Origin of the sequence: Vibrio glycogenivorans (assembly GCF_051660965.1) — a bacterium.
Lineage (GTDB): Bacteria > Pseudomonadota > Gammaproteobacteria > Enterobacterales > Vibrionaceae > Vibrio.
Window position 1 is genome coordinate 74,653 of record NZ_JBPVIS010000002.1, and the last position, 24,081, is coordinate 98,733.

The window sequence follows — 24,081 nt, forward strand, 5'->3', positions numbered from 1 at the left end:
TCACTACTCGAAGCGCAGCGTCCTCGCTCCCCGCCCCTCTATTTAAGAGATTTTTGCGCCAACTCCGCGAGTATCTCCAGACTTGCCACGTTGACATAATTAGGCCGAAATATCAGCGCAATGCGTCGGTGTGGGCTTGGCTCATCGAGATGAACGACAGACAAATTAGGATACCGATCGACTAACTGCCCTATCGCCATCCTCGGGATCAAGGTCGATCCCATGCCGCTAATCACCATCTGGATCAGCGTATTTAAGCTGGTTGCTCGATAGCCTTGGTTAGTCTCTTGCTCGGGCAAACGACATACATCAAGGATCTGGTCTTTCAAGCAGTGACCGTCTTGGAGCAGCATCAGGTTGCTTGTGGTTAGGTCTTCAGTGGTGACGCCAGTTTGGTTGGTGTGCTCTTGCCCTGTCTGAGCAACCCAATAAAAGTCTTCTTGCCAAAACTCGATGCTCAGCAAGCCCTGACAAGGGAATGGCAAGGCCAGCACAGCTGTATCAATCTCGCCCCGCTGCACCATATCAACCAAGACATGGGACTGCTCTTCAAAGATATTTAGCGTCGCCTCTGGATAGTGGCTTTTCACCTCAGACATTAATTTGGGCAATAGGTAAGGCGCAATCGTTGGGATCATGCCAATACTCAACGGAAAACTGAACGGCTGGCCATGACTCTCTGCCAAGTGGACCAGTTCATCGATCTGATCGAGAATGTTTCTCGCTTTCTCCACCACCTCCTCTCCGTGCTGAGTAAGGAGCACTTTTTTATTGTCTCGCTCAAATATCTTGATGCCTAGCTGGCGCTCGAGTTCGTTAAGTCCCGTGCTCAAGCTCGACTGACTGACATGACATAGCTCGGCTGCTTTTCTAAAGTGCATCGTTTTGGCCACGGCAAGCGCATAAGTTAACTGTTTTACCGATATCATAATCCCTCGCTAGTTTTGTCCTTGGTGTCCACCTCGCCGCAACCTAATTTTCTACCAACCTAATTCACTACCAACCCAGTGAGCGAATTTCATTCTCTATCTTGGCTGCGAGTTGTTGAATTTTAAAATCCAGGTACTGAGAGTCACATTTCATGCTGAGCATATCTTCAACAAAATATTCCGTTCGGACTAACCTCATTGCCTGCTGGTTTTTACACACAAAATCGACACAAGGCAGCCCTTGGGAGTTTAAATACTCAATCACATAGGTAGCCGGTGTTTGCTGATTAAGATGAGTATTTAACTCTTCGATAAGCTCGAAGTAATGGGCATTGATCCACTCTGAGTAGTGGCTAATAAAGTAGGCTTTGAGTGACTCGTAGCTGAACTGCCCCTCTTGGTGCAGCGCGCTCTCGCTAGCTAATTTTGCACCATCATGTGGCAATAGTTGGTGACGGGATAAGAACTGGAACGGGTACCTAGCGTGAAGCCAAGCCGCGACTTCAACTAAGGCTTTGTACATAATGTAGTGCAGAGCACTGTACAGGTTGCCATAGACAAAGCGCTGATGGTAAAAGAGCCGAATCCATTCACCCCTGAGCTGATTAAGGTAACCATCCGGAGCCGTTATATTGAGGCCGTGCTCGCTGTCCTGACCGCCTATCGCAACATCACTTTGGCCTAATTTGTTGATTTCATGAAGCTGTCTATTCCAGTAGGCGATATCGAAGGTGAGTAAGTTAGGCCACTCGAGTATCGAGGTCTGAGGCCGCCTGGGCTCGTTTAGGGTGATCCGATCTCGACCTTCACCCAACTCAAGTTGGCTTGCCGCATGCGCCTGATAGATTAATTGCGGCTCTTGCTGATACTGGGGAGAGCATGTATCTGTTGTATCACCCAGCACTCCAGGCTCACGCCCTTTGTTCCATGACGTTCGATTTAGCATACCGCCTCCCCAAATCAGTGCACGATTGGTACTAAGTATATACTCAATTTCCAATAAGCGTGACCAACGTCACACTACTAATAATTCAAATCAAGCTGTGATTTCTTTGCTGAAGTACGACTGGAAAGGCACTTTGAGATTGTTAGATATAGGGATTTGAAGTGAAGGAGTTATTTGGTCACCGTTTCACTTTTCGGACTGACTCAGTCTACTGCTCACCAAACTCGCAACCATAATAGCTAAATAGAAGCTACCTAAAATGGATTCAACAAAGACAAAAAACCGTGGAATTGGCAGCCGCGGAGAAATATCACCATAACCAACAGTGGTTAAGGTGATAAAACTAAAATAGACCACCTCAAATAGGTTATCTAACCATGGCTTTTGTTCGAGTCCATTAAAAGCCTCAGGAAATAGCTCAAGCTGAATGAGATAGATGATCGCCCAGGAAAGGCCAAACAAGAGATAGACGCAAACCGAGCCGACAATTTGGTTTTTACTCACATAGTCGGTGATCATCACCTGCTTTAACGCGGTGTAGGTGTGCGAGAGCAAAAAGAACAATAGGGCTGATAAAGTCACCAGTGACATATCGAAGTCGTCGAAAAAAGAGACCACCCCAGAGATAGCCGCCAAGCTGAGCAAAAACCCGTACCAACTGCGATAAAAGGTTTGTTTGCGCTTAACCCCGACGACAGAGAAGGCCAAGCAAAGAATAATTAACGCCAGGATTGATTTTTGCCCGCCAACATTAAACTGCTGCAACGCCGCACTGGAAAACAGTATCGCGATCAAAGCGAAGAACAAGAAATAGAAATTGTCATCGCTAGAGACTCGTCTCATCTATCAGCCCCCTGTATTTACCTCGGTATCAAGCCAAGCCACCAGCAATTTATAACTCAGACTGAGGATAACGGCGCCAACGAACAGACCCACAATGCCTGACAGCGCCATTCCGCCAAGAGCTCCGAGTAAAATAACCAGCATGGGAATATCTGACCCTCGGCTCAGCAGCATGGGTTTTAATACCGCATCACTGCCACTGACAAGCAATGACCAGATCAAAAACAGCACCGCAGTTGTGGTGGTATCGACACTAAATAGATAGACGATGGGGATCAGTAGCGCCAGAATCGGCGGCAATTGAACGATCGCCACCAGCAACACCGCAAGAACCCAAAGTCCCGTGGCGGGCACGCCTGCCACAACCAACCCAATTCCTGCAGCCATCGCTTGGATAAACGCCACACCAATAACACCTTGAACCACACTGCGAACCGTGACTTTAGACAACTGGGTAAGTTCTTCGCCTCTCTCGTCGGTGAGTCGGTTAGCCACCAAGATAAACGCGCGCTGGCATTTCTCTGCGTTAGACATAAACACTCCCGCGATGATGGTTGAGATAATGAACTGAACTATTCCTCCCCCCAAAGAACCTAGCACTGAGGCTAGCTTGGTTAGAATTGCCGTAATTTGCTCCCCATATGTACTTAGTGCTACCTCAAGATTGGAAGCGGCGAGAGAAAAAGCGGCATAAGCCTTATCGCCAACTACAGGCCAGTCTTTTATTGATGCGTCAGGCTTTGGGATCACCAACTCACCACTTTGATACTGAGCCACAACCTCAGAGGTGCTGGCATACAGCCCTGTGGTGACAAAAATTAACGGAATGATCAAAAGTAAAACACCAATAAAAGATAGCAGGCCGCTCGCCTTAGACTTGGATAATGAGAATCGACCATGCAGCCACATAACCACAGGATATAGCGCGGTAGCGATTATCCCAGCCCACACCATCAACAGGATAAAAGGTCGCAAGATCGAAAAGCACCAAAAGGCTAAGATCGATATTGCTGCAATTTTAATAAACGCATCGATCGCATTGGTAGAAAAAGGGGTGTGGCTACTCATATCAGCTCCCGTTCGCTTTGTGTCAGTTTTCCTACAGCATCATTAGACGGTTTCGGTCTTTCACTTATTGGGCGTCTTTGCCACCGAACGCCGCCTCCGCTTAGATTTAACCGACTCATTTTCCCTCTTAAGCGATCACAAACACGACACAGTCTATTTTTAGATTCTGTTATTTATAGAAGTGAATGTGTTAGATTGAAAATATTCACTTTGTCTGCGAACTCGATTCAACGGCCAGCACAAAGCTCCCCTTGGAAAAGATAATCTTTGCCAATAGTGAAGGAATGATGCCCGCAGCCTGTTTAACGCTGGGTCTCAGCCTAGAAAAAATAGTTACTCAATCTGATACTAAGTTATTGATTAACCACGTGAGATTAGTATGTTTAGTTTTACTCGCTTTCAGCAGTGCACCTGCAAAGCAGCGGCCCTGGTGGCTGCAACATTGCTCGTGCTATCACCCCCTTCACTAGCTAACCTTTCAGCGCGAGATACCGCTGAACGAATTAAAACCACTTACGAGAGTAAACTCAGCAGCCTATCATTATTTAAACAAGGTCATTACAGCCTCAGACTCTATCGCTTAACGCAGGATGCAAAATACATCGATGGCATTCAGAGTGACCTTGAACGTATCGCAAATAAACTGAATTTTTTTGCCACCAGTGTTTATACCGCTGAGGAAATTCAACTCTATTCAACCAAGCGACTATTGGAGTATGTGGGAAGTTATGATGAGAGAAGTCAGCGTCGTTATCACGCGACGCAACGACACCCAGAATACCTTTATTTAGGCGTCGACCTTCTTGGCGCGCTTGCCAGAGCCGACGAGTATGGCCTCAAACACCAGGATGACCAAAGATTTAGGTATGTTCTCCAACAATACGATTTTTCCGTATATGTTACCAGTCGAGAGATGATCAAGGCATGGGCAGCGCAACTGGCTAACCAAGTCTATTGGCTAAAGCAACTCGGTGAGGCTGACTATACCGACCTATTCAAGCAGCAGTTTCGTGACACCTACCCAGACAGCCAAGACGAAAGTTTGAGCAACCAACAGTTCATGAACAAAGTCTACGGTATGACGCATATCATATTGGCTGACTCTCGCTACTATCAAAGTCAGGTCCGTGAGCAGGAGCATCAGTGGATCTACACTTATTTTCGGCGCAACCAAAATAAAATACTGGCACAAACCAAAGAAGATGTGATTGCTGAGGTCGGCATTTGCTTCTTATTGGCTGGCCTTTATGACGATCCTTTCGTTGCCGCGGCAAAAGAGGCCATTCGCACTTCGGTCAACCTAGAACATGGCATGATACCATCAACTTCGGGTAGCTTTGATTTTGCCTCCGGCGAGCATCGAAATGTACTGGCGGTCATGCTGCTCGATTGGAAAACGCCCCGAGTGGGGCCGAGAATTGAAAATGAGCCTGAGGTGTTTTATCACCTACCTGAGGGTTTAGTGCCAAAAAAATAATCACACCAATACCCTCTGGCTGCTGATAGCGCAAGCTCGTTGCTATTCCTTTGTCAATTTATGCGGCTTCAACAAACAGTGCACGATCCAGGGCTTGAATCAGCTGCGGAATATCATCTTGTTTGAGCGATTCCGGTAATGTAACCCACTGCTCTAACGCGCCACAAATAAAACTGTTATAAACAAGACAAGCCGCTGAAGACGTCAATCCTGGGTTCAGGATCCCTTGCTGTTTCAAAGACGTCATGACTTTGTCGAGTTTTTTGTTTTCTTCACAGCGCTGAGCGCGATTTTTTAGCAGCAACTCTTGGTCTGAGAGCCACTGCATGGTCACCTTGATCACTTGCTGAACTTTCTTATCATGCAGCACACTTTCGACAAAATACTGCGCAATTTTCAGTAACAGCTCACGCAAAGCCTGTCCTTGTGCCGTTTCAATGCTGTCAAACAAGCTCGTTGCCGGTGCAAATACTTGTTCAAACATCGCCTGCAGCAAGGCATCTCGATCTTCGAAATGCCAATAGATAGCGCCGCGAGTGACGCCAGCGTGGCTGGCAACCTTACTCATGGTGGTTTTCGCTAAGCCCTCTTCTGTCAGGACAGCTAAGGTTGAGTCCATGATCGCAAGGCGCGTTCGCTCTGCTTCTTCTTTAGTCTTTCGAGCCATAGGTTCCTTATGTGGTGCCCCTAAGCGGGCACCTGCTGGTCTGAATCTGAATTTTGCACACCCATTTCTTTGGGTTTGTCGCGCGTCAGCAACACATAAAGTGCAGGGATAATGATCATTGCAATCACGGTCGATGCAATCAAACCGTAAATAATCGCCATACATAACGGATACCATTGTGGATCGCTGTATGCAAGCGGCAACAAGCTTAACACGGTTGTCAGACTCGTGCTTAGAATTGGGCGTAATCTGTCGCCAGCACCCATGGCAGCGGCTTGAACTATGCTCTCTCCCTTGTTGCGATGCTGGTTCATGGTATCCACCAGCACAATGCCGTTATTCACGGCAATACCGGCAAGAGACACAATACCAATCAGACCAGAGAACGACATCGCGGTACCACTTAAAAAGTAACCTAAGAAGGTACCGATTAGGGCCAGCGGGACAATCAAAATAATAATCGCTGGCTGAACAAACGAGCCAAACATCAGGGTAAGCAGAACATAAATCGAGAACATCGCCAATACAAACGCGGTGCCCATCTGACCATAGCTGTCTCCCGACTGACTTACCTCGCCACCAAACTCATAGCGATAGCCATTTGGCCACTGCGCTGACATCTTCTCCAACTCCGGTTGGATTGCCATGACGACCTCCGCTGCCGTCGCCCCTTCGGCGCGCGCAGTGACGGTGACCGTACGGCGTCCATCACGGTGCACAAACACGCGTGGCACTTCAGCAATGCGATAGTCGACAAGCTCCCCGAGCGATACTGCATAACCTTGTGGGGTAATGATTTGCAATAGATTCATCTCGGCAAGATGACGCGGCCCACCCAGTTCGCCATGACGACTCGGCCAATCAATCCCTAAGCGGATTTTCGGGTCATCTTCGATGCCCTCAACCTTAAAATAGCCAATCTCATCTTGCTCCATTGCCACGCGGATCTGCTGGGCAAGGTCGGCCTCACTGACGCCATGAAAACTCAGCATCTCGTGCTTAAGTGAAAAGCGGATTTCATGCAGCGCAGGGCCTAGGTTATCCGCCACATCGGTTGCACCGGAAACGCTCGCGAGCTCGCGTTTTACCTCGGCGGCAATATCGATAAGCTCAGCGTAGTCATCGCCAATTAAGCTAATCTGAATCGGTGCGGCAGTATCGGGATTACCACCGATATGCACCAGTTTCACCGACAAACCCGGCTCATCGGCGAGTGCTTCGTCTAACCCCTGGCGAATATCCGGCAGATAATCAAACGATAATCGATCGCGTTGATCTTTCGGATACAGCGTCAAACTGAATCCGACCTGGTTCCAAGACTCATTAGGCAGCAAGGCATCATTGAGGTTAGCTGTGGTCATCGGGCTTTTTGCCCCGACGTAAGCAATCATTTTTTCCAGCCAAGGCTGCTCACGCAAAAACTCACCCGCCTTATCGGCGACACGCTGAGATTGCGCTAATGTTGCATCGGGGGCTAGCTCAATCGATACCCCAATCTTGCGATCATCGGCCTCAGGGTACATCTCTGATGGCAGTAAGCCTGCGATCATCACCGAGGCAACAAACAAGCCGAATGCCCCTGTTACCCATGCGGCGGCGTAGCGGCGACGCTTGACAACGTAACGCCCTAGCCAGTCGCTCAAACCCGCTTTATATCGCGACGAGAGCGTATCAATCAGCAGTGGCTTTTGCTTCTCATTTACGCGCCCGAGAATAAAGCTCGAGAGCGGAATACAGATAAGAAACGCAACAAACAAGCTCAGTAACAGGGTAACCGTGATCGTCAGCGGCAGGATACGAATAAATTTGCCATCAATACCACCAATCATCATCATTGGCAGCATCGCCAGAATGGTGGTTAATTGGCCTGCTCCTGCTGGCAAAATAAAGGTTTTTACGGTATTCAACGCCGCCTGTGAAAAAGGCTTCTTGTGTACATACAGGTTCTCATGCATGCCTTCCATCACCAAGATGAACACATCGACCATTAAACCCAGTGCCAGCACCATACCCACCATGACCATCGAGTTAAAGGTGTAGCCAATCGCTCCCATAATAGCGAGCACGCCAAGCATAGTGACAGGAAGGGCAAGACCTGCAACGATGGCTTCTCGCCAGCTTAGCAACAGCATCAACACCAAGAACACGATCATCACCGCCTGTTTCATCGATGACGAGATATCATTGAACGCCAGCTCAATCAACTCTCCATCGTCACTAACATGGGTCAATGTCAGGCCTTGTGGCCAATCGTAAGCCATTATCTCATCGGCAAGCAACAAGGTGGAATCTATCACAGCAAAGGTGTCAGCGCCCGGGCGCTTGAGCACATCTAAGGTGACACTGCGCTCAAACTCTGCGCCATTAATACTAAAATACGTACGACTGCGTTCGCGGTCGAGCTGCATGCTGACCTCAGCAATCTCACCAAGGCGCACCGTGCGGTTATTATCAATACGCAGGATTGGCAGCAGTTCAACTTGAGAAATAGTGTCAAAGCGACCTGCCATGTAGAGATTGAAGGTGTTTTCATTGCCCTCGAATTCGCCCCAGGTCATGTCCATATTAGCTGACTGAATTCGCTCTCTGACCAAGAGTGGTGAAATTCCAAGATCACGTAATTGGGCTGGGTTAAGACGAACGTGCAGGCTCTTCTCACGCATACCACTGATGTTGACCTTTTTGACCAATGGCAGGTTTTCGATCTCAGACTCTAAACGCTTAGCCGTATCCGAAAGCAACATGTCATCGACATCACCGCTTAACGCAAAGCTAATTACCGGCATGTTTGACACCGACATCTCTTCGATATCGGGCTTTTCTATACCCTGCCCGGCAGGAAACTGCGCTGCGGCGCTATCAACCGCCGCGCGCAGCAGCGGCATGGCCTCATTGACGGGCATATCCGCATCAAACTCGACGGCAATAATTGAGTAAGAGTTATACGAGCCGCTGGAAAAGGTTTTCAGCCCGTTGAGGCTGGCGATTTCATCTTCTAAGTGCTTGGTGATCTCTTTTTCAATCTGCTCTGGTGCCGCTCCTGGCCAGAAGGTCATGACAATTGCCGCTGGGATTTCCAAATCCGGGTAGCTCTCGCGTACCATGTTGTTGTAGCTCAGCACACCAGCGAGAAGTAGCATACCTAATAGCAAACGGCCGATCAGGGTTTCAACAAACAGCTTACGGCTGATCATGATTGTGCTCCTACCTTAACCACCGAGGCACCATCAATCAGTAAGTGTTGGCCACGTACCACAACCTCATCACCGCTGTTGAGTCCCTGCGTCACTTGAATCGCATTCGTGCCTTGCAAACCAAGTTGAATCAAGCGTCGCTCCACTTGCTGCGTGTTTGAATCAAACACGAACACAAACGGCTGCCCATCTCGAAATGACAGTGCATGAAGCGGCATAGTCAAGGCCTCAGGCTCTGTTTGCGCAGCGATCCATGCACGCACGAACTGGCCTTCTTTAAGCAAGCCATTAGCCTGTTCAACTCTTACCTTAACGGTTTGGGTGCGGCGCTGCAGGTTGATTGACGGACTCACCGACCAGATCTCGCCAATAGCCACACGGTCAGCGAACTGATTGTTCTGCTCTGCCTGATACAACTGATGATCATCGCTTGCCAAGATCACCTGTTGGCCTTCGCTGAGCTGTTTCGCATCCACCATGCTGATCTCAAGCTGGACCTCCATCTGTGAGTCATCCACGATCACGATCGCCGAGCTTGCCTCACGCTCACGATCGCTTGCGCCACTCATTGGTGGGTAATAATGATTATCCTCACGAATATTCATCGTGGTCACAACCCCATCAAACGGCGCAAACAAACTGGTTTTTTCAAGGCTTAATGTGGCGCGATTGAGCTCTGCTACTAAGCTGGTGATCTCCGAAGACACCGATGCAAGTCCACTTTCCGCCGCTTTGACCGCAGCGTCGGCATTCAAGCGTGAAGTTCTGATTTTATCAAACTCATCTTGAGAAATAACGCCGCGGGCGAACACCTCTTGCATGCGCTGAAAATTCTGCTCGGCGAGCTTTTGATCATTAAGCACCTGCTGCACACGCGCCTGCGCTTCACTACGCTGAGCCTGGATACTTTTTAGCCGAGCTTCTAGGCTTTGCACGCCCGCTAGGCTGTCTCGATTATCAATCTGCGCCAAAAGCTGACCATTACGCGTACCCTCTGTAGGACCAAACACTCGTGTGCCTTCACGCACTTGTGTACCATCATCGGTGAGTGAAATGCTCTCAACCTTACCTGACATTTCAAAATCGAGAAATGCCTTACGCTGAGCTTGGACTGTACCTTCGGAGAACACCCATGCAGTCAAGGGTTGAGGCTCAACTAACTGAGTTTGAATACGCACCGAGCGCTCTGGAGACGCCACCTCGGTGCCCTGCGCAGAGAGGGTCATAAACCGATACCCCACCAAACCAACCAACAACAGTGGCGCTGCAACCACTAATAAACGGCGTGAAGACCTTTTCATCATCTGATCCTGGTAACTTAAATTCTGTGCGGATTATACAAACATACATGTATGTTTGTATATTATTATTTTTGGTGATCGCTCAGTATGGACTGACACCTCATTCACGATATTTTTGTTAAACCAAGTAAGCACCCATACAGAGCGTGATCACACTCACAGCAATTTCGCTTCAATAGAAACAAACCGAGTAACTGCAACTAGTCTTGATGTGGTTATTTTTTGTCCTACTCTGCTTTACGCGATTAGCTGAGCTTGTAATCGTTACTATCAACTCAGACAACGGCAGGTCAACATGAAACATTTTGTACTAATCCTCTTACTCGCATCACCTTTCGCTAGCGTCGCATCATCTGGTACCGGCGGTGTACCAACGGTGCCTTGTTACGTTGATGGTGAGTATAAAGGCAGTGTTGAGATCACTAAGTGCACTAGCCATAGAGGCAAAACCTCACAGTCGTAGCTCGCATCCTCACTGAATGTTGTTGACTAAGGGGCCCACCATCGTCATTGAGTGGCGGTATTATTCGGTAGGGCTTTAGGGTAGATCAGTGTATTGGTGAGATAGAACGTCACATACCGCTTCGCTCGACTGCGAAAGGTTGTGACGTTTTTTTGTAATAAGTAGCGTTGTTGGTTTCGGTAACTTGTGACCTGTTTAAGCACTGCGTAACTGCGGCTGGGAGTGACACCCAGCATCCGAACCAATCCAGTCCAACGTCGTGCGCCAAAATAGCGCATCAAGGCTGTCATCACAGATCGAATTGTCTACGTAAGTCTGCTGATAGACGGGTGAGTCTGTCATCATGCCAAGCGTGCGGTAGTTTCTAAAATGACCAAGTAGCTTTAAAGTTCGCTCTACTTGAGCGCCGCCAGTAACAGGACATCGATTAAGGAAAAAACCCAGTTGTGTTCGGCGATTTAAGCGTGCCATCTCGCGGATAATTTTCTCGATGAAAGGTAGGCTTGCATGCAGGTCCATCGGGGTTGGTTGGATAGGAATAATCACCCTATCAGCAAAGGCTAAATAGCGATTAAGATGGTGGTGAGGGAAGTTGGCTGGAGAATCGATAATAGCCATCCGCTCCTTTTCGCTGAACTTGAGCGACGTGACAATGCTCGAGTAGCTTTTGTAAGCCAAATCAAACTTAACGCCTCGCACGTGTGGGTTGCTATTGCTCCAACTAAAGCTTGATTGCTGTGGGTCTGAATCAATCAGTGTGATAGGGCTGCCAAGCGAAGACAGCTTGGTGGCTAAATTGATGGTGAAGGTTGATTTTCCCACCCCACCCTTGGGGTTAATTATCAGCACTTTTTTTATCGTATTAGACGCAAGAGTAATGCCCTTTAACTTCATCACCACTCATTAACCCTTTAAAATCAGAAAACGTTAAAGGGAATGTTATCAGGTATCGCCAGTCCTGATCATTACAACCTGTCATCGCAATGTTAATCTGAGAGTTGTGTTCCGGTTAGGGTAACTTTGACATTTCTCACCCCGTTGTGACTTATCTTTTGCCTTTTGTTGGTCGTTTTAATTTGCTCCCCAAATCGCGTTACTCTGGTTCAATGACCTTGGCTTGCAATTTTGCCAGCTTAAGCCTGCCACCTTCGACAATGATCCTTAGTTGTTGCTCAACTGTCAGTGTGTAGTCTTGGCCGGTCTTATCTCGCGCTTGCCAATAGACCTGATAAGCGACACGCCAACCTGTGTTGTGGTTGCCTTCAATCTCTAAGTCGCTTAACTGATGGGCATTCCAGACAATATTATCGGTCACACCTTTGTACCAATTGAGAAAATCTTGATAGGAGTTAATGGGGTACTCTGGGTAATGCATGTCCACTGGCTCAGCAATTCTTGCTAAAAAGAACCCGGACTCTCTCTGATGATCAAATCCAGCGAACCATTGATAAACAAAGCTTGCGACATCGTTTGCACTGTATTGAGAGCGGGCGCTTGAGTCGTAGGTTTGACTAAGGATGTTCATATCTATTTGCAGGCGCTCGATTTCACCCGCTTGATTAAACGAAAAATACTCTCGCCAACGATGCTGGCTCGGAGTGATGGCGAGGCTAGCGCCGTTTTGGGTTTTGTCGAGTGTGCCATAAACGGCCACCTCGTACACGTTCTCCTCTACCTCGCCGTTGATTTGATAACGAAAGTCATCGCGAGTTCGGTAGCGTTCAAACCAATCAGAAACGGATTGGATATGCCCCTCTTTACCAAGATACTCGCTGCGCGTCACATCATGGACGACAGTAATACTGTTTTCGGCGAACAACTGCTCTCGCTGGTGAACAAAGGCATCAAACCCTTCTAGCCCAATCAAACTGTATTGGGCATAAAAGCTATCAATCGTGTGAGTCTTATCTTTCAGGTGCGCCGACTTTGCGTTCCCGACTAATAACACCAAAATCAATGCGAATACCGATTTGATAGCCATTGATTCACTCCCTCTCACCTCAAGACCTAAACTTCCCCTTTAACTACATAGAACACTTGACTCGCTTAGCCGCCAAACTCTCCAAAACATCCGACAAACCAGCGAACCCGTCTCCACTTAAAAGTGTTGCCGGATGTCGCGGTTTAAACAAGGTTGAAACTTTGCTGAAATTGTTTCTTAGCAGGCGTGATAAAGGTATTAATTTACGGTTTACTGACTACCTTAGTTCTAAGGTATTTTCACACCCCGCCAACATATAGCCACAAATATCAAATGTGCGTCGTACCAACAAACACCTATGAACTATTCTAACTTGAACCAACTAAGCCAAGTTCGCCAACAAAAGGGACCTCAAATGTTGCTTGCTATCCGTGTATGGCCTTGTGCTAATGTCTGCTGAACAGTGGTTAATTGTCACGCTGTTGCTGGCCACAATCGCGCTGTTTTTGTGGGGTCGCTGGCGCCACGATGTCGTTGCAATGACCATGCTGCTAATCAGTGTTTTTACCGGCCTAGTCCCCACGGCCGACGCCTTCGCCAGTTTTAGTCATCCAGCGGTGATCACCGTAGCCAGTGTGTTGGTGCTTGGGTTTGGCTTGTTACGCTCTGGTGCCGTAGACATTCTCGCCAAATATGTGATCCCATCTTCTGCGGGCACGACTATCACTATTTTTACCTTAGTCGGACTTGCCGCCCTTTTGTCTGGCTTTATGAATAATGTCGGTGCCTTAGCACTTCTGATGCCAGTCGCTATTCAAGTCGCCGCCAAACACGAGTTACCCGCGGGTAAAGTCTTAATGCCTCTTGCCTTTGGCTCCATCCTAGGAGGCATGACAACCTTAATTGGTACCCCAACCAATTTGGTTGTTTCAGGTTTTCGCGCTGGCAATGAACTGGGCAGCTTTTCCATGTTTGATTTCGCCCCTGTCGGGGTCTCTGTGGCATTGGTTGGCATTGTGTTTATTGGCTTGTTTGGCTGGCGGATTGTGCCTACGCGTAAACAACCCTCTTCCGGAAGTTTTGACACCGGGACCTATTTTTGCGAAGTGACCGTGACCTCAGATAGCAAAGCCAATAATGCCCGGTTGGTTGAAGTGGCACGCTTACTTGATGAAGCGGATGCTCAGGTGCTCGGAGTTATCCGTAACCATGTTCGTCTGTCTCCTAGATACCGGCGCCGAGTGCTTATCGAAGGCGACATTCTGATCATCGAGGTTGAGCCTGAATCTCTACCTAAAGTGTTACTTGGGCTTGGGTTGAACCTAGAAGAAAGCGTACAAAATATAGATAAAACGGCAAAAGATATAACCAAACTGCCTGATAAAAACACCAAAGATAGTAACGATGAGAACGAGGGGCAAAAGTCAGATGAGATTGTCGTTCAAGAGGTCGTTGTTGCCCCCTCTACCGTCTTAGTCAATCTGTCGGTGACGGACATTGACCTTCAAGCGCGCTATGGCGTCACTCTGTTGGCTATCTCACGCCAAGGCCGCCGCTCAATCAAACGACTGCGCTACACCAAACTCAACGAGGGCGATGTGTTGCTACTCCAGGGTGACGCTGACTCAGTCGCCCGTTTTTGCACCGATTTTGGCTGCCTCCCCCTCGCCCCTCGCGATATTCAAGTCCCCAAAAAAGGCCAGGCACTGAAAGCATCGCTGATTATGCTCACTTGCTTGGTCTGCGTCACAACGGGGTTGCTGCCCGCAGAAGTCTCTTTCGTTGCCGGTGCGCTCGCTTTTGCTATCTTTGCAATCGTGCCCCTACGCCTTCTCTATTCATCGATTGATTGGTCTGTGGTGGTGCTACTCGCCGCCCTTTTCCCGGTCGCGAATGCCATGGTCACCACAGGGGCGGCGGATGTTATCGCGCAGTTCTTAATCAACACTATTGCTCGAAGTGATGCGGTGACCGCCCTGGTCCTATTGTTAGTGGTGAGTATGTTTCTTTCTGACCTAATGAATAACGTTGCCACCGCCGCGGTAATGTGCCCAATTGGGATCAGCACGGCAAATCAACTTGGCGTCAATGCCGATGCCTTTTTAATGGCAATAGCCATAGGGGCTTCTTGTGCGTTTCTGACCCCGATTGGCCACCAAAACAATACCTTGATTTTGGGCCCTGGTGGCTTTCAGTTTGGTGACTATTGGCGCTTGGGGCTGTTTTTGGAGCTGATTGTTGTGCTGGTCAGCGTGCCGATGTTGTTGTGGGTTTGGCCGCTCTGAGAGCAGAGGCGAGAATCGGGAGGCGAGGGGCGAGTAAAAAAAGCAACTGCTTTGCAGTTGCTTTTTGAGTTTAAGGACTGTTAGTTGAATTTAGCTGCTGGGGAGCAGTGCAGTGTAGACGCCGGTGGCTTCGGCGGCGCACCAGACTCGGTTTGGTGTGGCGGTGTCGAACTCGATGCCGCCAACCATCATGCCGCCGCGGCCGGTGTTGAACTTGACCCAAGAGCCAGGTTTACCACCGTTAATGCTGTAGTAGGTGCCCGCATCTCGTTTGCCATGACTTTTCGTTTCGCGTGTAATAACCAGCTGGTTATTCTCGTCAAACGGGCTGGTGCGGATGGCTGACACAAATGGGTGGTCAAATATCTTGGTCCAATCTGAGGCTTGGTAGTTGCCATCGGCTTTATAGCTCGCAACCCACAAGCCACCTTCACCTGAGACCTCAAGCTCTTCTCGATCGCCTGCAGCAAGATAAATATTGGTCGCCTCTCCCGATTGGTCGGCATGCACCCAAACATCCCATACCGACTTAATCGACTCAGGGATCCCAGCTTGTGTCCAAGAAGTCGCACCGTTGTTAGTGATATACAAGCCACCATCAACACGACCACTCTGCCCCTCTGGCGCATAGTATTGACGCACAGCCGCGTAGAGCATGTTGTTATCGTTCGGGTCGACAATCAAAGACTTCACCGGTGCACTATCTACGCCGCGGGTCGGCGCACTGGTTTTGCCCGGAATATGGGTATAACCTGGGTCGTGTTTCCAGTCTCGTCCCCCAGCCGTCTTTGGAATATTGGCGTTAACGTTTTGCCAAGTCTCACCATAATCCGTCGACTTATAAATACCTTTTTGTGAGTTCGGGTTAAAGATTTGAATCTGCCCCATTGGACGATTGTTTACATCAATCGTCTCGGCCACCGCATACATGGTTTTGCCGCCATCAATAATACGCAGATCACTCCAGTAAACCGTTTTCATATCTGGAACTATGATAGTTTCAGGCACCTCAATCGGCTGAGAAATGATCTCTCGCTTAGTCCCATTTTCACTGATCTTGAACAGGTTGCCAGTGCGCTGAGAGAGTGCATAGAATACCGAAGGATCCGTTGGATGTGCCGCTATCGTCGTTGGGGTATAAAACGGCTGACCCGGCGCCCAAGGCTTGCCTTCATCAATCAGAGCTGGGATCGGTTTAACCCCTACAATACCTGGGAAATCCGGGTGGGTTTCAGTGGTTGAGCGCCATGCAGAAAGCTCATAGGGCAGAAGAAACATCTCGCCAGGACGGTGGGGATCGGGAGCGACGGCAAATGCACCCGTATCCGCATTACCATGGCCAAAGTAGGTGTCTCGACCCACTTGGGTATTATCAAGGCTGGTCCAGAAATCCGCTTTAGGGTCATATTTTACTGTGTAGTAACCCTTAATTGCCGCAGCGACTAGCGTACCGTCTGGCGCAATACTCATCGAGCGTACACCACGTCTTCCGTACGTTTGGAAGTCAGGGAACTGGCGATCATGAACCTGCAGGTCGATATTGCGGTTGGTTTTGCCAGGTTGTGTTTGCTGCCAGTATTTATCTTTCTGGAAACCAGTCCCAACCCGTAGTGCAGCCTGCCAACTGTCACCACCATCCGTTGTCGACCAAATCGCTCCCGTCATCGGCTTGTTGATATGGCGTCCCCAGGTTGACATATACACAGTGTCAGGGTCAGTAGGGTCGACCAAAATCTTAATAAAGTCTTGGAAATACGCCTTTGGCTTTTCCATTGACTGGGCTTGCTCTTTAGTGCGCTTAAACCACCACTGGGTTTGATAACGGATCAGCTGGGTATCCACACTGACTTGGGTCAAATCAACATATAGGTTGCTAGTCTTGTCTTCCCAGCCGGACTCGATTGTCGCAGTAGCAGGCTGACTGGTTTTCAACACGCCCCCGTGAGAGATCAATTGGTTGCCATCAATCTCATAAGTCGCTTGCTGCAATACATACACGGTCAGCTCTGAGCCACTCCAGTGGTAATCTGCTTTGGTTGGCCCCGAAACCAGTTTGGTCCAGTTACTATCACTGTCTTTACGATAAAAACCGCTCGACGTTGCTGCAAACAGCATCTCTGGGTGGGTTTCTACATCAGGATGCACAAACAGCTCAAACACAGCAGTTTCCGCCTCCATACCCGTACCATCAATGGGAGTAATAGTACGTTGCTCACTGGTAATGTCAGTCACTCGCCAGACTTTAGGGCTGTTGATGTCTACATCACCGAGCGGATTTGGGTTAACGGCGCTGCGGCGCTCTTTGGTATCTAGGCCATTAGCCACATACCAAGTGCCCTGCTCTGCTGGGTGTGGATGGGCAGTAAACCAAGAGGAATCTGGCTGCTCACCTGATGCATAATCAGAGATCGGGTTAAACACAATCCCCCCGTCTGTACTGACTTGAATCGTCTTGCCCTTCAACCCAACCACCACATTCGGGTTTTTCGGGTCGCTAGCAATAAAGTCTTCACTGAGGCGATTGCGTTCACTCCAAACACCATCCTCCGGCATGGTCGTTCGCCAGTGTCGTCCCCCATTCAGGGTCAGGTAGTCATTGCCCATATCCGGAGATATCCAGATTTTATTTGGGTCAACACTATCGACAGAAACGTACTTGTTACTTCCCGACATTCCCGGTGCGACCTGACGCCAAAATCCTTCTTCCTGACTTGGAATAAAATTATCGAGAATGGCTGCCGACTCGGTCACTTCTGCAACTTGGCTTGATTGCTCCGCATCCACGCACCCGATTGGCATTACTAGCGCTAAGGTAAGCAAATTACGCAAGCTGAGCACTTTGGTATTATTGACTAAAGACATAAAACAAAACTCTCTTCATTTTCGACTATCACCCGGCTGGGCCGCCAAAAAAGTGGTTGATAAACTGTTCAATGACAGACAGGTTGACTGGGGAAACGACAAACTGATGACCCAATTGTTGGTGCTGCTCTTGTGGCAAGGCGGGTCTTTTACCCCTTTTAACTCTTTATCAAAAAAGTGCTTTAAATATTGTCTCAAGCAAGTTCAAAAATAGTATAAATCTTTATTAATCATAGTTTTAAATGAGAGACGATTTTCATTAAATGAGAGCCACATCAAGGCCAATAATCACCCTTTATCCCGATATTATCATCATTATTTTGCTCCACTCATTGCAGCGGTATCGCGGCAAATCGGCATCGTCCCCTAGGTGACGGCGTCACAGTTCACTCTTTTGACATTGTTATTGCTGATAGATGCCGGTCACATCGTTGATGAATATCAGTACATCAAAACCATCAAATTAACGGTTACTTTCATAAGACTGCTAGATTAGTAGCAAAATCCAGTTTTTCTTCGCTACTTGCCTTTATGTCGATGGCGATATCGCTATAGTCTATGGTTCACTGGTTTCTCATCTACCGACTCCAAGGAGGGAGCTGTGACAACTTCACGATATCTCATCAGCCTCTTAGTCAGCACTATTGCGCTTGTTAGCCAAGGCTGCAGCAGCGACCACACGAACAACTCCGATTCTTCTGTCGAACTCGATTCGCGTTATTACCAAGATATCTATGATTGGAATCAGCACAGAGGCTTGGATGTCACGTTTCTTGGTCGTGGGATCAATATGGGCAATTACTTGGAATCACCTAGCTATGAGGGTGAGTGGAACAATGACCTCACTATCCAGGCAGAGGACTTTATCAATATCAGAGATGCGGGTTTTGCCAGTGTGCGCATCCCTATTCGCTGGAGTGCCCATAGCGCCAAAACCGCACCTTTTCAGATTGATCCTAAGTTTATCTATCGCGTCCAAGAGGTGGTGCAGCAAGCCATTGATGCCGATCTTCGTGTGGTGATCAACACTCATCATTATGATGAACTGTTTTACACCTCAGGTGGTTTCCCCCACCACAGGCAACGATTGATCGCCATGTGGTCCCAGCTAGCGACCCATTTCCCACTCGCAGATTACCCGCAAGATATGCTCGTGTTTGAGCTACTTAACGAGCCTCACGCTGAGGTTGGTAGTGAGCGATGGAATCTGCTGATTGATGATCTGTTGACTCTGCTTTGGGAGGAGCACGCCTCTGAGCAAAATAGTGCTCTCGGACAACGCAAAATTATGATTGGCACTGCAGATTGGGGCGGACCATTTATGCTGCCAAAGCTAAAGCTGCCCGACTCAGCAACAGCCGATAATACCATCATCACCGTGCATTTCTATGAACCGTTTCAGTTTACTCATCAAGGTGCCGAATGGGTTGAAAACGCCAACGCATGGCGAGGAACGCACTGGCTAGGTACTACCAAAGAGCAGCGGGTCTTATATGATTACCTTAATGCAGTTTCAAAATGGAATAGCCAACCCAATCGTGGCTATGAAATTAATATTGGAGAGTTTGGGGTGTATAGCAAGCATGCTCGAGCTGAGGATCAAAAGGCATGGACCGCGTTTATCGCCCGTGAGTCGGAAAAACGCGGCTTTAGCTGGCACTATTGGGAGTACAGCTCGGGGTTTGGCGCCTATGATCCCACCACACTCAATTGGCGACCAGCACTCATTCAAGGCTTAATTCCACAAGACTAGTGCCAATTTGCCTCTTCCTCACGACTTTCGAACTCGACCTGAGTTTGCGCGCCGACCAGTTGACTGATCTTGGTCGGTCTACCCTCTTGATCAAGCTCGACTAAACCAACGCCTGAATGGTTGAGCAGTCGCTGGCCTTTTGGCGTACCAAGCGGTTTACGCGGAGTAATGCGCATCCGCCGCCGTCGGGTAAACCAGTTGAGTGGCGAACGTGGCGAGTACAGCCATCGATTGAGCTTATCGAGGATGCTCAGTAACGGCTCTGGAAAATTATTACGCAGCCCACTGCTGCAGATCTGCCAAATCTCCGGGCTGTTTCGTCGCCCTCGCAGCTCGACGTCATACACAAAGGAGTAATGGACATCACCACTAAGCACCACAAAATTTTGTGGCGTTTTTCGATGACAGAACACATTGAGTATGCCACTTGCTGTGCCTGGGTGCGCCATCCAGTATTCTGCATCAACAGCTAAGGGTTGGCCGACTATAGTTGCCAATCGTTGGATAACCTCGATCAGTTTTACTCCAAATATGGGTGCCGCCGACACCAAAAGCACCGACGAGTGTCCACTCAAGCGACCTTGTAACTCGGTGAGAGCCTCCCAATCGAGAAGCCCTGATGGCTTGGTTGCTGAAGACTCACTGCGCCAGCGACGCGTGCGCGTGTCGAGTACAATCAGCGGTGGATCAGTTGGCCACTCAAAATCCCAGGCTTCTAGCTTGATTAAGGTGTCGAGCAGTTGCGGGTAATCTTCAGCTCCGGGCTGCTCTAGCGCTTGCTTGACCCGAGCGATAAGCTGCGGGCTAAATGTCTGTGGGCTGTTCCCCCATGCCTGATTAATCAAGTAGGCCAGCATGCCGTTACCCACCATCCGGTGAGAAAGCGGATGATTATAGACCGTTTCTTCCCAGCTTCTATGTAGGTTAAAATCATCGGTAATGTCGTGATCATCGAGTATCATGGCCACTGGCAGGTGCGCCATCACGCGCTGAACTTGTGTAAGGCCCTGAATGAACTGGTTAATTACGCTCAGCTCTTGTTGATAACGCTGTGCCAGTTGTGGAGAGAGTGAGGGGTGATAGTTTTTGTCCACTAGCTGCCAAGGCACTGCAGACCAAGAGAGCAAGTAGCACGCCAAATATTCACCCAAAGTGATCAAGTGATTGTCTGCTGAGCTGCTGGTAAATATTGGTTTACGCGCCCCACCAAACAGTGTTTTGACCAGCATCTGCCCCTCTTCATTACAGGGTAACAAATGCTCACGCCGATAATAGCAGGCGGAATGTTGGTAGAGCGCTTCACTGGTCATCCTCTCATCAGAGTCTGGTGCTACCTGCCAACTCTCACAAGGGAACTTGAGCTTGGCGCTTAATTGATGGATTGCGCTTAGCATGGGTCCGGCGACATCATCGGCATAGATCTGATCGCCAGACATCACTATCATGGAGGGCCAATCGCTGGTCTGGGTTTGCTGGTTCGATAATACGTGCTCAAGGTGTCGGTCGGCTTCGACTACTCCATCAACGCCAGCAAAATGCGGCTTACGACAAGAGCCATGCAACAGTGACCCGACCCGACTGGGAAGGCACAGTTTTAATGAAGATTGACCCGGATAGAGTAATTCCGGCATCAGCTCGGTGATATTTTGCCAACCTCCAGTTTCGTCTCCCTCAGGTCTAAGCATTAAACGATAGTCAATCAGGCAGTCCATCTCGAGTGGCTGAGATAGATTAAGGTGGATGAGTTGATAATACAGTGACGGGGCATAGCCAATGGTGATGTGCTGCGTGCTATTGCGCGCCAACAGGTACTCCTCGCTCTTCCGTGTTGGCGAAGAGAGGTTGATTTTCACCCGGACGTCTTGGGTTGTGACCAACCACAGGGTGACTGACTCACGGGTCAGCTTGCGTAAAATGGGGCCAGCAAGCACCAAGGGGAGTTCTGTTGTCGCACTCATCCAACTATCCTTAACTCATCAACTATTTGGCTCTTTTTTGAATTTATCTAGTACTCTGGCGAAGGCTTTCTCATCGGTTTTTTCAAGTTTTGCTAGCACCTCTTTGGCTTGCCATTCCAGGTCGGGCTGAAACTGAGCCTTAATCAACTCGATAGCTTGGACTCTTTCGGTTAATTGCTGCACCAAATCATCAAACCCTTCTTTACGCTCATCAGGCGCCTTAGCCAGCTCTAGGATAATCTCCGACAATAGCCCCAGCTGTTTACCGTAACTGGCCACATTGCTGACCACCTTATTTTCGACCGGGCGATTACCCGCATAATTAATCTCAAACGTCGGCGAAAACCAGTTGCTCCACGCATTAATCCATTGGTCAACAGAACCACTCAACGGATGATTATGTGTCTCACTCATAGACAGCTCTCCTTAGCTATATTCAATCAGTTTTTCGTGTCACTTTAGATTAACTCGGCAAAAGAAAAGCGGTCAATAAACAACCATTTAAATTCACTACCTCTTAACAATAATGTTCACTGGCACGCAAAAACACCTTTAATAGGCACAAACGACAACACACGATCGTCGAAGCGAACGGTGCCCAGCTACCGGTCCCTAAAAAATAAGCCGGCAACTTTGCCGGCTTATGTTCATTAATTAACGACCCCACACCTCAATATGGCGGAAGTTATTCCAATCACGCAAATGCGCTAGGCTATCGGTGTTGCCTTGACAAACAAAGCGCACATAGCGCGCTTCAATCGAGCCCAGTGGGTACTTGACCATATTGTCACTGTCACCATCGGTGGTCACACTCATCACATGCTCAAAGTTTTGACCATCACTACTTACTTGAATATCCATAAAATAGCGACGCTCATGACCTTTGTCTTGAGCAAAGCGTACCGAATGCAGCGTGGCCAAGTTCGCAAGGGTCAGTGTGTAGGTCACATTCTGCCCTTTCGCCGACCATTTGGTGGCAAGATTGCCATCAATCGCATGTTCAATCTTGTCTATCCCATTTGGGTTAACCGCACTGGCGTTAGCGGCAACAATGGATAGTTTGCTATCGACCGCGTCGTCGCAACTGCGGAAAATCGGTAGTGATTTGACCGTAAACTCTTTCAATGATGGGAACAGCTCCTCAATACCTGAGTCTCGCACCCCGACCCACTTGAGCAGTGACGCATGGAATAAGTCGACACTCATGGACGGGATCACCCGCCCTCGGCTGAGCAGATCATCACTGCCATTGGCAAGGCTTGGCCATTGACCCAGCACGCGCTCACCTAATACATCTCCACCAAGTACCATCTGGCAGTTACCCCACCCGTGGTCAGTGCCTGAACCATTTGGCTCTAGCGTTCGGCCAAACTCAGAGAAGGTAAAGCTGGTCACTGAGTCGGATAAGCCCAACTCTTCCAAGCGCTGGTGGAAAACCGAAAGCTGAGATGCCAAGGTGCGCAATAGTGCACCTTGCTCTTTACTTTGCGATGCATGGGTATCAAAGCCGCCCATGCTGACAGAGAAGAACTGCACAGGGTGGTTAAACTCATCGCGCGCCTTAAGCAGCAATAGTACCACGCGCAGCTGTTTGCCCAGCGATGTACCTAGGTCAAATCCGTAGTCATTCTCATCATCAAAAATGGTCTCGAACTCTGAATACATCTCTTTGGCGTCCGCACACAGCTCAGCATAGTATTCTTTGAATAGAGAGCCTTTGGTCATGCTGCTATCGCGAAACGCTTGATAGAGAAACTCGCCCTGCTCTTCCAATACCATGGGTGCTGGCAGTGAGGTGCCGATACGGTTGGCCGATTTTGGCAAGCTGTTCGTCCAGATGGTCTGTGAGCCAACTTCAAACAGAGGTGGCAGCTCTTGAAGACTGAATAAGTTATCCAACAGCTCAGCCGACAGACCGCCCCAACCTTGATCGCTGATCTGCAGGCCCGTGTGAGTTTGAGTGACCGCACTTTGATGGCTGTGTGAGTAGATATGTACCGGCTCAAGCTGTTTAACATCGCTCACCGCAGTTGGATCACGCATCAGTGGTCCAACATTGACCACAGGCAACGCCTTGCCCTGATCAAACAGCCACTTTAATTCCTCTAGCTCAGGCGACAGACCGAGATCTAAGCCCGCATCATTAAGCCCAAGATCCAGCACTTGGTCGCGTCCAAATGCCAAGCTCGTTCTCAGCGCCTGATAATCTTCATAGTGACCAGCACCTTTGGGAATAAAACAGTTAAATCCATCATTACCACCACCAAGGTTGATACCAACCAGCGCCTTGTGAGGCTTATCCCCTCCGCAGGTATTATCAAACGCATGAGCCAAAGGAGAAGATAGGTTCAGCGCCGCTACACCTGCGCCCGATAAGCCACTTTTTAGAAAGTTACGTCTAGAAATCTTCATTA

The 24,081-nt window shown here is 48.9% G+C and carries 17 protein-coding genes; 4 read left to right on the forward strand and 13 right to left on the reverse strand.

The window, feature by feature from the left end:
• Positions 1–38 precede the first annotated feature (38 nt).
• From ACSTTG_RS05000 to ACSTTG_RS05015, 4 genes are all read right to left on the reverse strand, one after another.
• On the reverse strand, positions 39–929 hold the full coding sequence (locus ACSTTG_RS05000) for a hydrogen peroxide-inducible genes activator (RefSeq protein WP_438473969.1): 891 nt from the start codon (positions 927–929) through the stop codon (positions 39–41).
• 67 nt (positions 930–996) lie between these two features.
• On the reverse strand, positions 997–1,875 hold the full coding sequence (locus tag ACSTTG_RS05005; protein WP_438473970.1) for a hypothetical protein: 879 nt from the start codon (positions 1,873–1,875) through the stop codon (positions 997–999).
• Between the two features lie 186 nt (positions 1,876–2,061).
• Entirely contained in the window at positions 2,062–2,718 is a 657-nt protein-coding gene (locus ACSTTG_RS05010; RefSeq protein WP_438458301.1) for a potassium channel family protein, read from the reverse strand.
• 3 nt (positions 2,719–2,721) lie between these two features.
• A complete protein-coding gene (locus tag ACSTTG_RS05015; RefSeq protein ID WP_438473971.1) occupies positions 2,722–3,786 on the reverse strand; it encodes an AI-2E family transporter in 1,065 nt (354 codons plus the stop codon).
• A gap of 379 nt (positions 3,787–4,165) precedes the next feature.
• Here ACSTTG_RS05015 and ACSTTG_RS05020 point away from each other — a divergent pair, with 379 nt between their 5' ends.
• On the forward strand, positions 4,166–5,263 hold the full coding sequence (locus ACSTTG_RS05020) for a DUF3541 domain-containing protein (protein WP_438473972.1): 1,098 nt from the start codon (positions 4,166–4,168) through the stop codon (positions 5,261–5,263).
• Positions 5,264–5,321: 58 nt separating this feature from the next.
• Here ACSTTG_RS05020 and ACSTTG_RS05025 read toward each other — a convergent pair whose 3' ends face one another.
• Genes ACSTTG_RS05025 through ACSTTG_RS05035 form a run of 3 tightly spaced genes read right to left on the reverse strand, consistent with a single transcriptional unit; the run spans position 5,322 to position 10,425 of the window.
• A complete protein-coding gene (locus ACSTTG_RS05025; protein WP_438473973.1) occupies positions 5,322–5,930 on the reverse strand; it encodes a TetR family transcriptional regulator in 609 nt (202 codons plus the stop codon).
• A gap of 20 nt (positions 5,931–5,950) precedes the next feature.
• Positions 5,951–9,124 (reverse strand): efflux RND transporter permease subunit, encoded by a 3,174-nt coding sequence (locus ACSTTG_RS05030; RefSeq protein WP_438473974.1) that lies wholly within the window; start codon positions 9,122–9,124, stop codon positions 5,951–5,953.
• The gene (locus ACSTTG_RS05035; protein ID WP_438473975.1) at positions 9,121–10,425 is read right to left on the reverse strand and encodes an efflux RND transporter periplasmic adaptor subunit; all 1,305 of its coding nucleotides are present in this window, start codon (positions 10,423–10,425) and stop codon (positions 9,121–9,123) included. Before ACSTTG_RS05035 ends, ACSTTG_RS05030 begins: the two co-directional genes overlap by 4 nt.
• A 295-nt stretch (positions 10,426–10,720) precedes the next feature.
• Between ACSTTG_RS05035 and ACSTTG_RS05040 the strand changes: the two genes are divergently transcribed.
• Positions 10,721–10,888, forward strand: a complete 168-nt coding sequence (locus tag ACSTTG_RS05040) for a hypothetical protein (protein WP_438458294.1) — start codon at positions 10,721–10,723, stop codon at positions 10,886–10,888.
• A 195-nt stretch (positions 10,889–11,083) separates the two neighbouring features.
• On the opposite strand, the gene ACSTTG_RS05045 is transcribed toward ACSTTG_RS05040, so the two are convergent.
• Both ACSTTG_RS05045 and ACSTTG_RS05050 read right to left on the reverse strand, forming a co-directional pair.
• Positions 11,084–11,782: a ParA family protein gene (locus ACSTTG_RS05045; RefSeq protein WP_438458293.1), complete on the reverse strand. Its 699-nt coding sequence runs from the start codon at positions 11,780–11,782 to the stop codon at positions 11,084–11,086.
• Positions 11,783–11,981: 199 nt separating this feature from the next.
• Positions 11,982–12,869, reverse strand: coding sequence for a hypothetical protein (locus ACSTTG_RS05050; protein ID WP_438473976.1), 888 nt, complete (start codon positions 12,867–12,869; stop codon positions 11,982–11,984).
• Between the two features lie 389 nt (positions 12,870–13,258).
• Between ACSTTG_RS05050 and ACSTTG_RS05055 the strand changes: the two genes are divergently transcribed.
• Positions 13,259–15,094, forward strand: coding sequence for an SLC13 family permease (locus ACSTTG_RS05055; RefSeq protein ID WP_438473977.1), 1,836 nt, complete (start codon positions 13,259–13,261; stop codon positions 15,092–15,094).
• Positions 15,095–15,184: 90 nt separating this feature from the next.
• Here ACSTTG_RS05055 and ACSTTG_RS05060 read toward each other — a convergent pair whose 3' ends face one another.
• Complete coding sequence (locus ACSTTG_RS05060) at positions 15,185–17,956, reverse strand: beta propeller repeat protein (RefSeq protein ID WP_438473978.1); 2,772 nt, start codon at positions 17,954–17,956, stop codon at positions 15,185–15,187.
• 601 nt (positions 17,957–18,557) lie between these two features.
• Here ACSTTG_RS05060 and ACSTTG_RS05065 point away from each other — a divergent pair.
• On the forward strand, positions 18,558–19,709 hold the full coding sequence (locus tag ACSTTG_RS05065) for a glycoside hydrolase family 5 protein (protein ID WP_438473979.1): 1,152 nt from the start codon (positions 18,558–18,560) through the stop codon (positions 19,707–19,709).
• On the opposite strand, the gene ACSTTG_RS05070 is transcribed toward ACSTTG_RS05065, so the two are convergent.
• From ACSTTG_RS05070 to ACSTTG_RS05080, 3 genes are all read right to left on the reverse strand, one after another.
• Positions 19,706–21,667: a metallophosphoesterase family protein gene (locus ACSTTG_RS05070; protein WP_438473980.1), complete on the reverse strand. Its 1,962-nt coding sequence runs from the start codon at positions 21,665–21,667 to the stop codon at positions 19,706–19,708. The genes ACSTTG_RS05065 and ACSTTG_RS05070 overlap by 4 nt on opposite strands.
• 18 nt (positions 21,668–21,685) lie before the next feature.
• Positions 21,686–22,081: a hypothetical protein gene (locus tag ACSTTG_RS05075; RefSeq protein ID WP_438473981.1), complete on the reverse strand. Its 396-nt coding sequence runs from the start codon at positions 22,079–22,081 to the stop codon at positions 21,686–21,688.
• 240 nt (positions 22,082–22,321) lie between these two features.
• Positions 22,322–24,079: a DUF1501 domain-containing protein gene (locus ACSTTG_RS05080; protein WP_438473982.1), complete on the reverse strand. Its 1,758-nt coding sequence runs from the start codon at positions 24,077–24,079 to the stop codon at positions 22,322–22,324.
• Positions 24,080–24,081 lie beyond the last annotated feature (2 nt).

What these genes read in the sequence shown, in the direction of transcription:
- ACSTTG_RS05000 (WP_438473969.1), bottom strand. Translation starts at nt 929, where the DNA reads ATGATATCGGTAAAACAGTTAACTTATGCGCTTGCCGTGGCCAAAACG.
- ACSTTG_RS05005 (WP_438473970.1), bottom strand. Translation starts at nt 1,875, where the DNA reads ATGCTAAATCGAACGTCATGGAACAAAGGGCGTGAGCCTGGAGTGCTG.
- ACSTTG_RS05010 (WP_438458301.1), bottom strand. Translation starts at nt 2,718, where the DNA reads ATGAGACGAGTCTCTAGCGATGACAATTTCTATTTCTTGTTCTTCGCT.
- ACSTTG_RS05015 (WP_438473971.1), bottom strand. Translation starts at nt 3,786, where the DNA reads ATGAGTAGCCACACCCCTTTTTCTACCAATGCGATCGATGCGTTTATT.
- ACSTTG_RS05020 (WP_438473972.1), top strand. Translation starts at nt 4,166, where the DNA reads ATGTTTAGTTTTACTCGCTTTCAGCAGTGCACCTGCAAAGCAGCGGCC.
- ACSTTG_RS05025 (WP_438473973.1), bottom strand. Translation starts at nt 5,930, where the DNA reads ATGGCTCGAAAGACTAAAGAAGAAGCAGAGCGAACGCGCCTTGCGATC.
- ACSTTG_RS05030 (WP_438473974.1), bottom strand. Translation starts at nt 9,124, where the DNA reads ATGATCAGCCGTAAGCTGTTTGTTGAAACCCTGATCGGCCGTTTGCTA.
- ACSTTG_RS05035 (WP_438473975.1), bottom strand. Translation starts at nt 10,425, where the DNA reads ATGAAAAGGTCTTCACGCCGTTTATTAGTGGTTGCAGCGCCACTGTTG.
- ACSTTG_RS05040 (WP_438458294.1), top strand. Translation starts at nt 10,721, where the DNA reads ATGAAACATTTTGTACTAATCCTCTTACTCGCATCACCTTTCGCTAGC.
- ACSTTG_RS05045 (WP_438458293.1), bottom strand. Translation starts at nt 11,782, where the DNA reads ATGAAGTTAAAGGGCATTACTCTTGCGTCTAATACGATAAAAAAAGTG.
- ACSTTG_RS05050 (WP_438473976.1), bottom strand. Translation starts at nt 12,869, where the DNA reads ATGGCTATCAAATCGGTATTCGCATTGATTTTGGTGTTATTAGTCGGG.
- ACSTTG_RS05055 (WP_438473977.1), top strand. Translation starts at nt 13,259, where the DNA reads ATGTCTGCTGAACAGTGGTTAATTGTCACGCTGTTGCTGGCCACAATC.
- ACSTTG_RS05060 (WP_438473978.1), bottom strand. Translation starts at nt 17,956, where the DNA reads ATGTCTTTAGTCAATAATACCAAAGTGCTCAGCTTGCGTAATTTGCTT.
- ACSTTG_RS05070 (WP_438473980.1), bottom strand. Translation starts at nt 21,667, where the DNA reads ATGAGTGCGACAACAGAACTCCCCTTGGTGCTTGCTGGCCCCATTTTA.
- ACSTTG_RS05075 (WP_438473981.1), bottom strand. Translation starts at nt 22,081, where the DNA reads ATGAGTGAGACACATAATCATCCGTTGAGTGGTTCTGTTGACCAATGG.
- ACSTTG_RS05080 (WP_438473982.1), bottom strand. Translation starts at nt 24,079, where the DNA reads ATGAAGATTTCTAGACGTAACTTTCTAAAAAGTGGCTTATCGGGCGCA.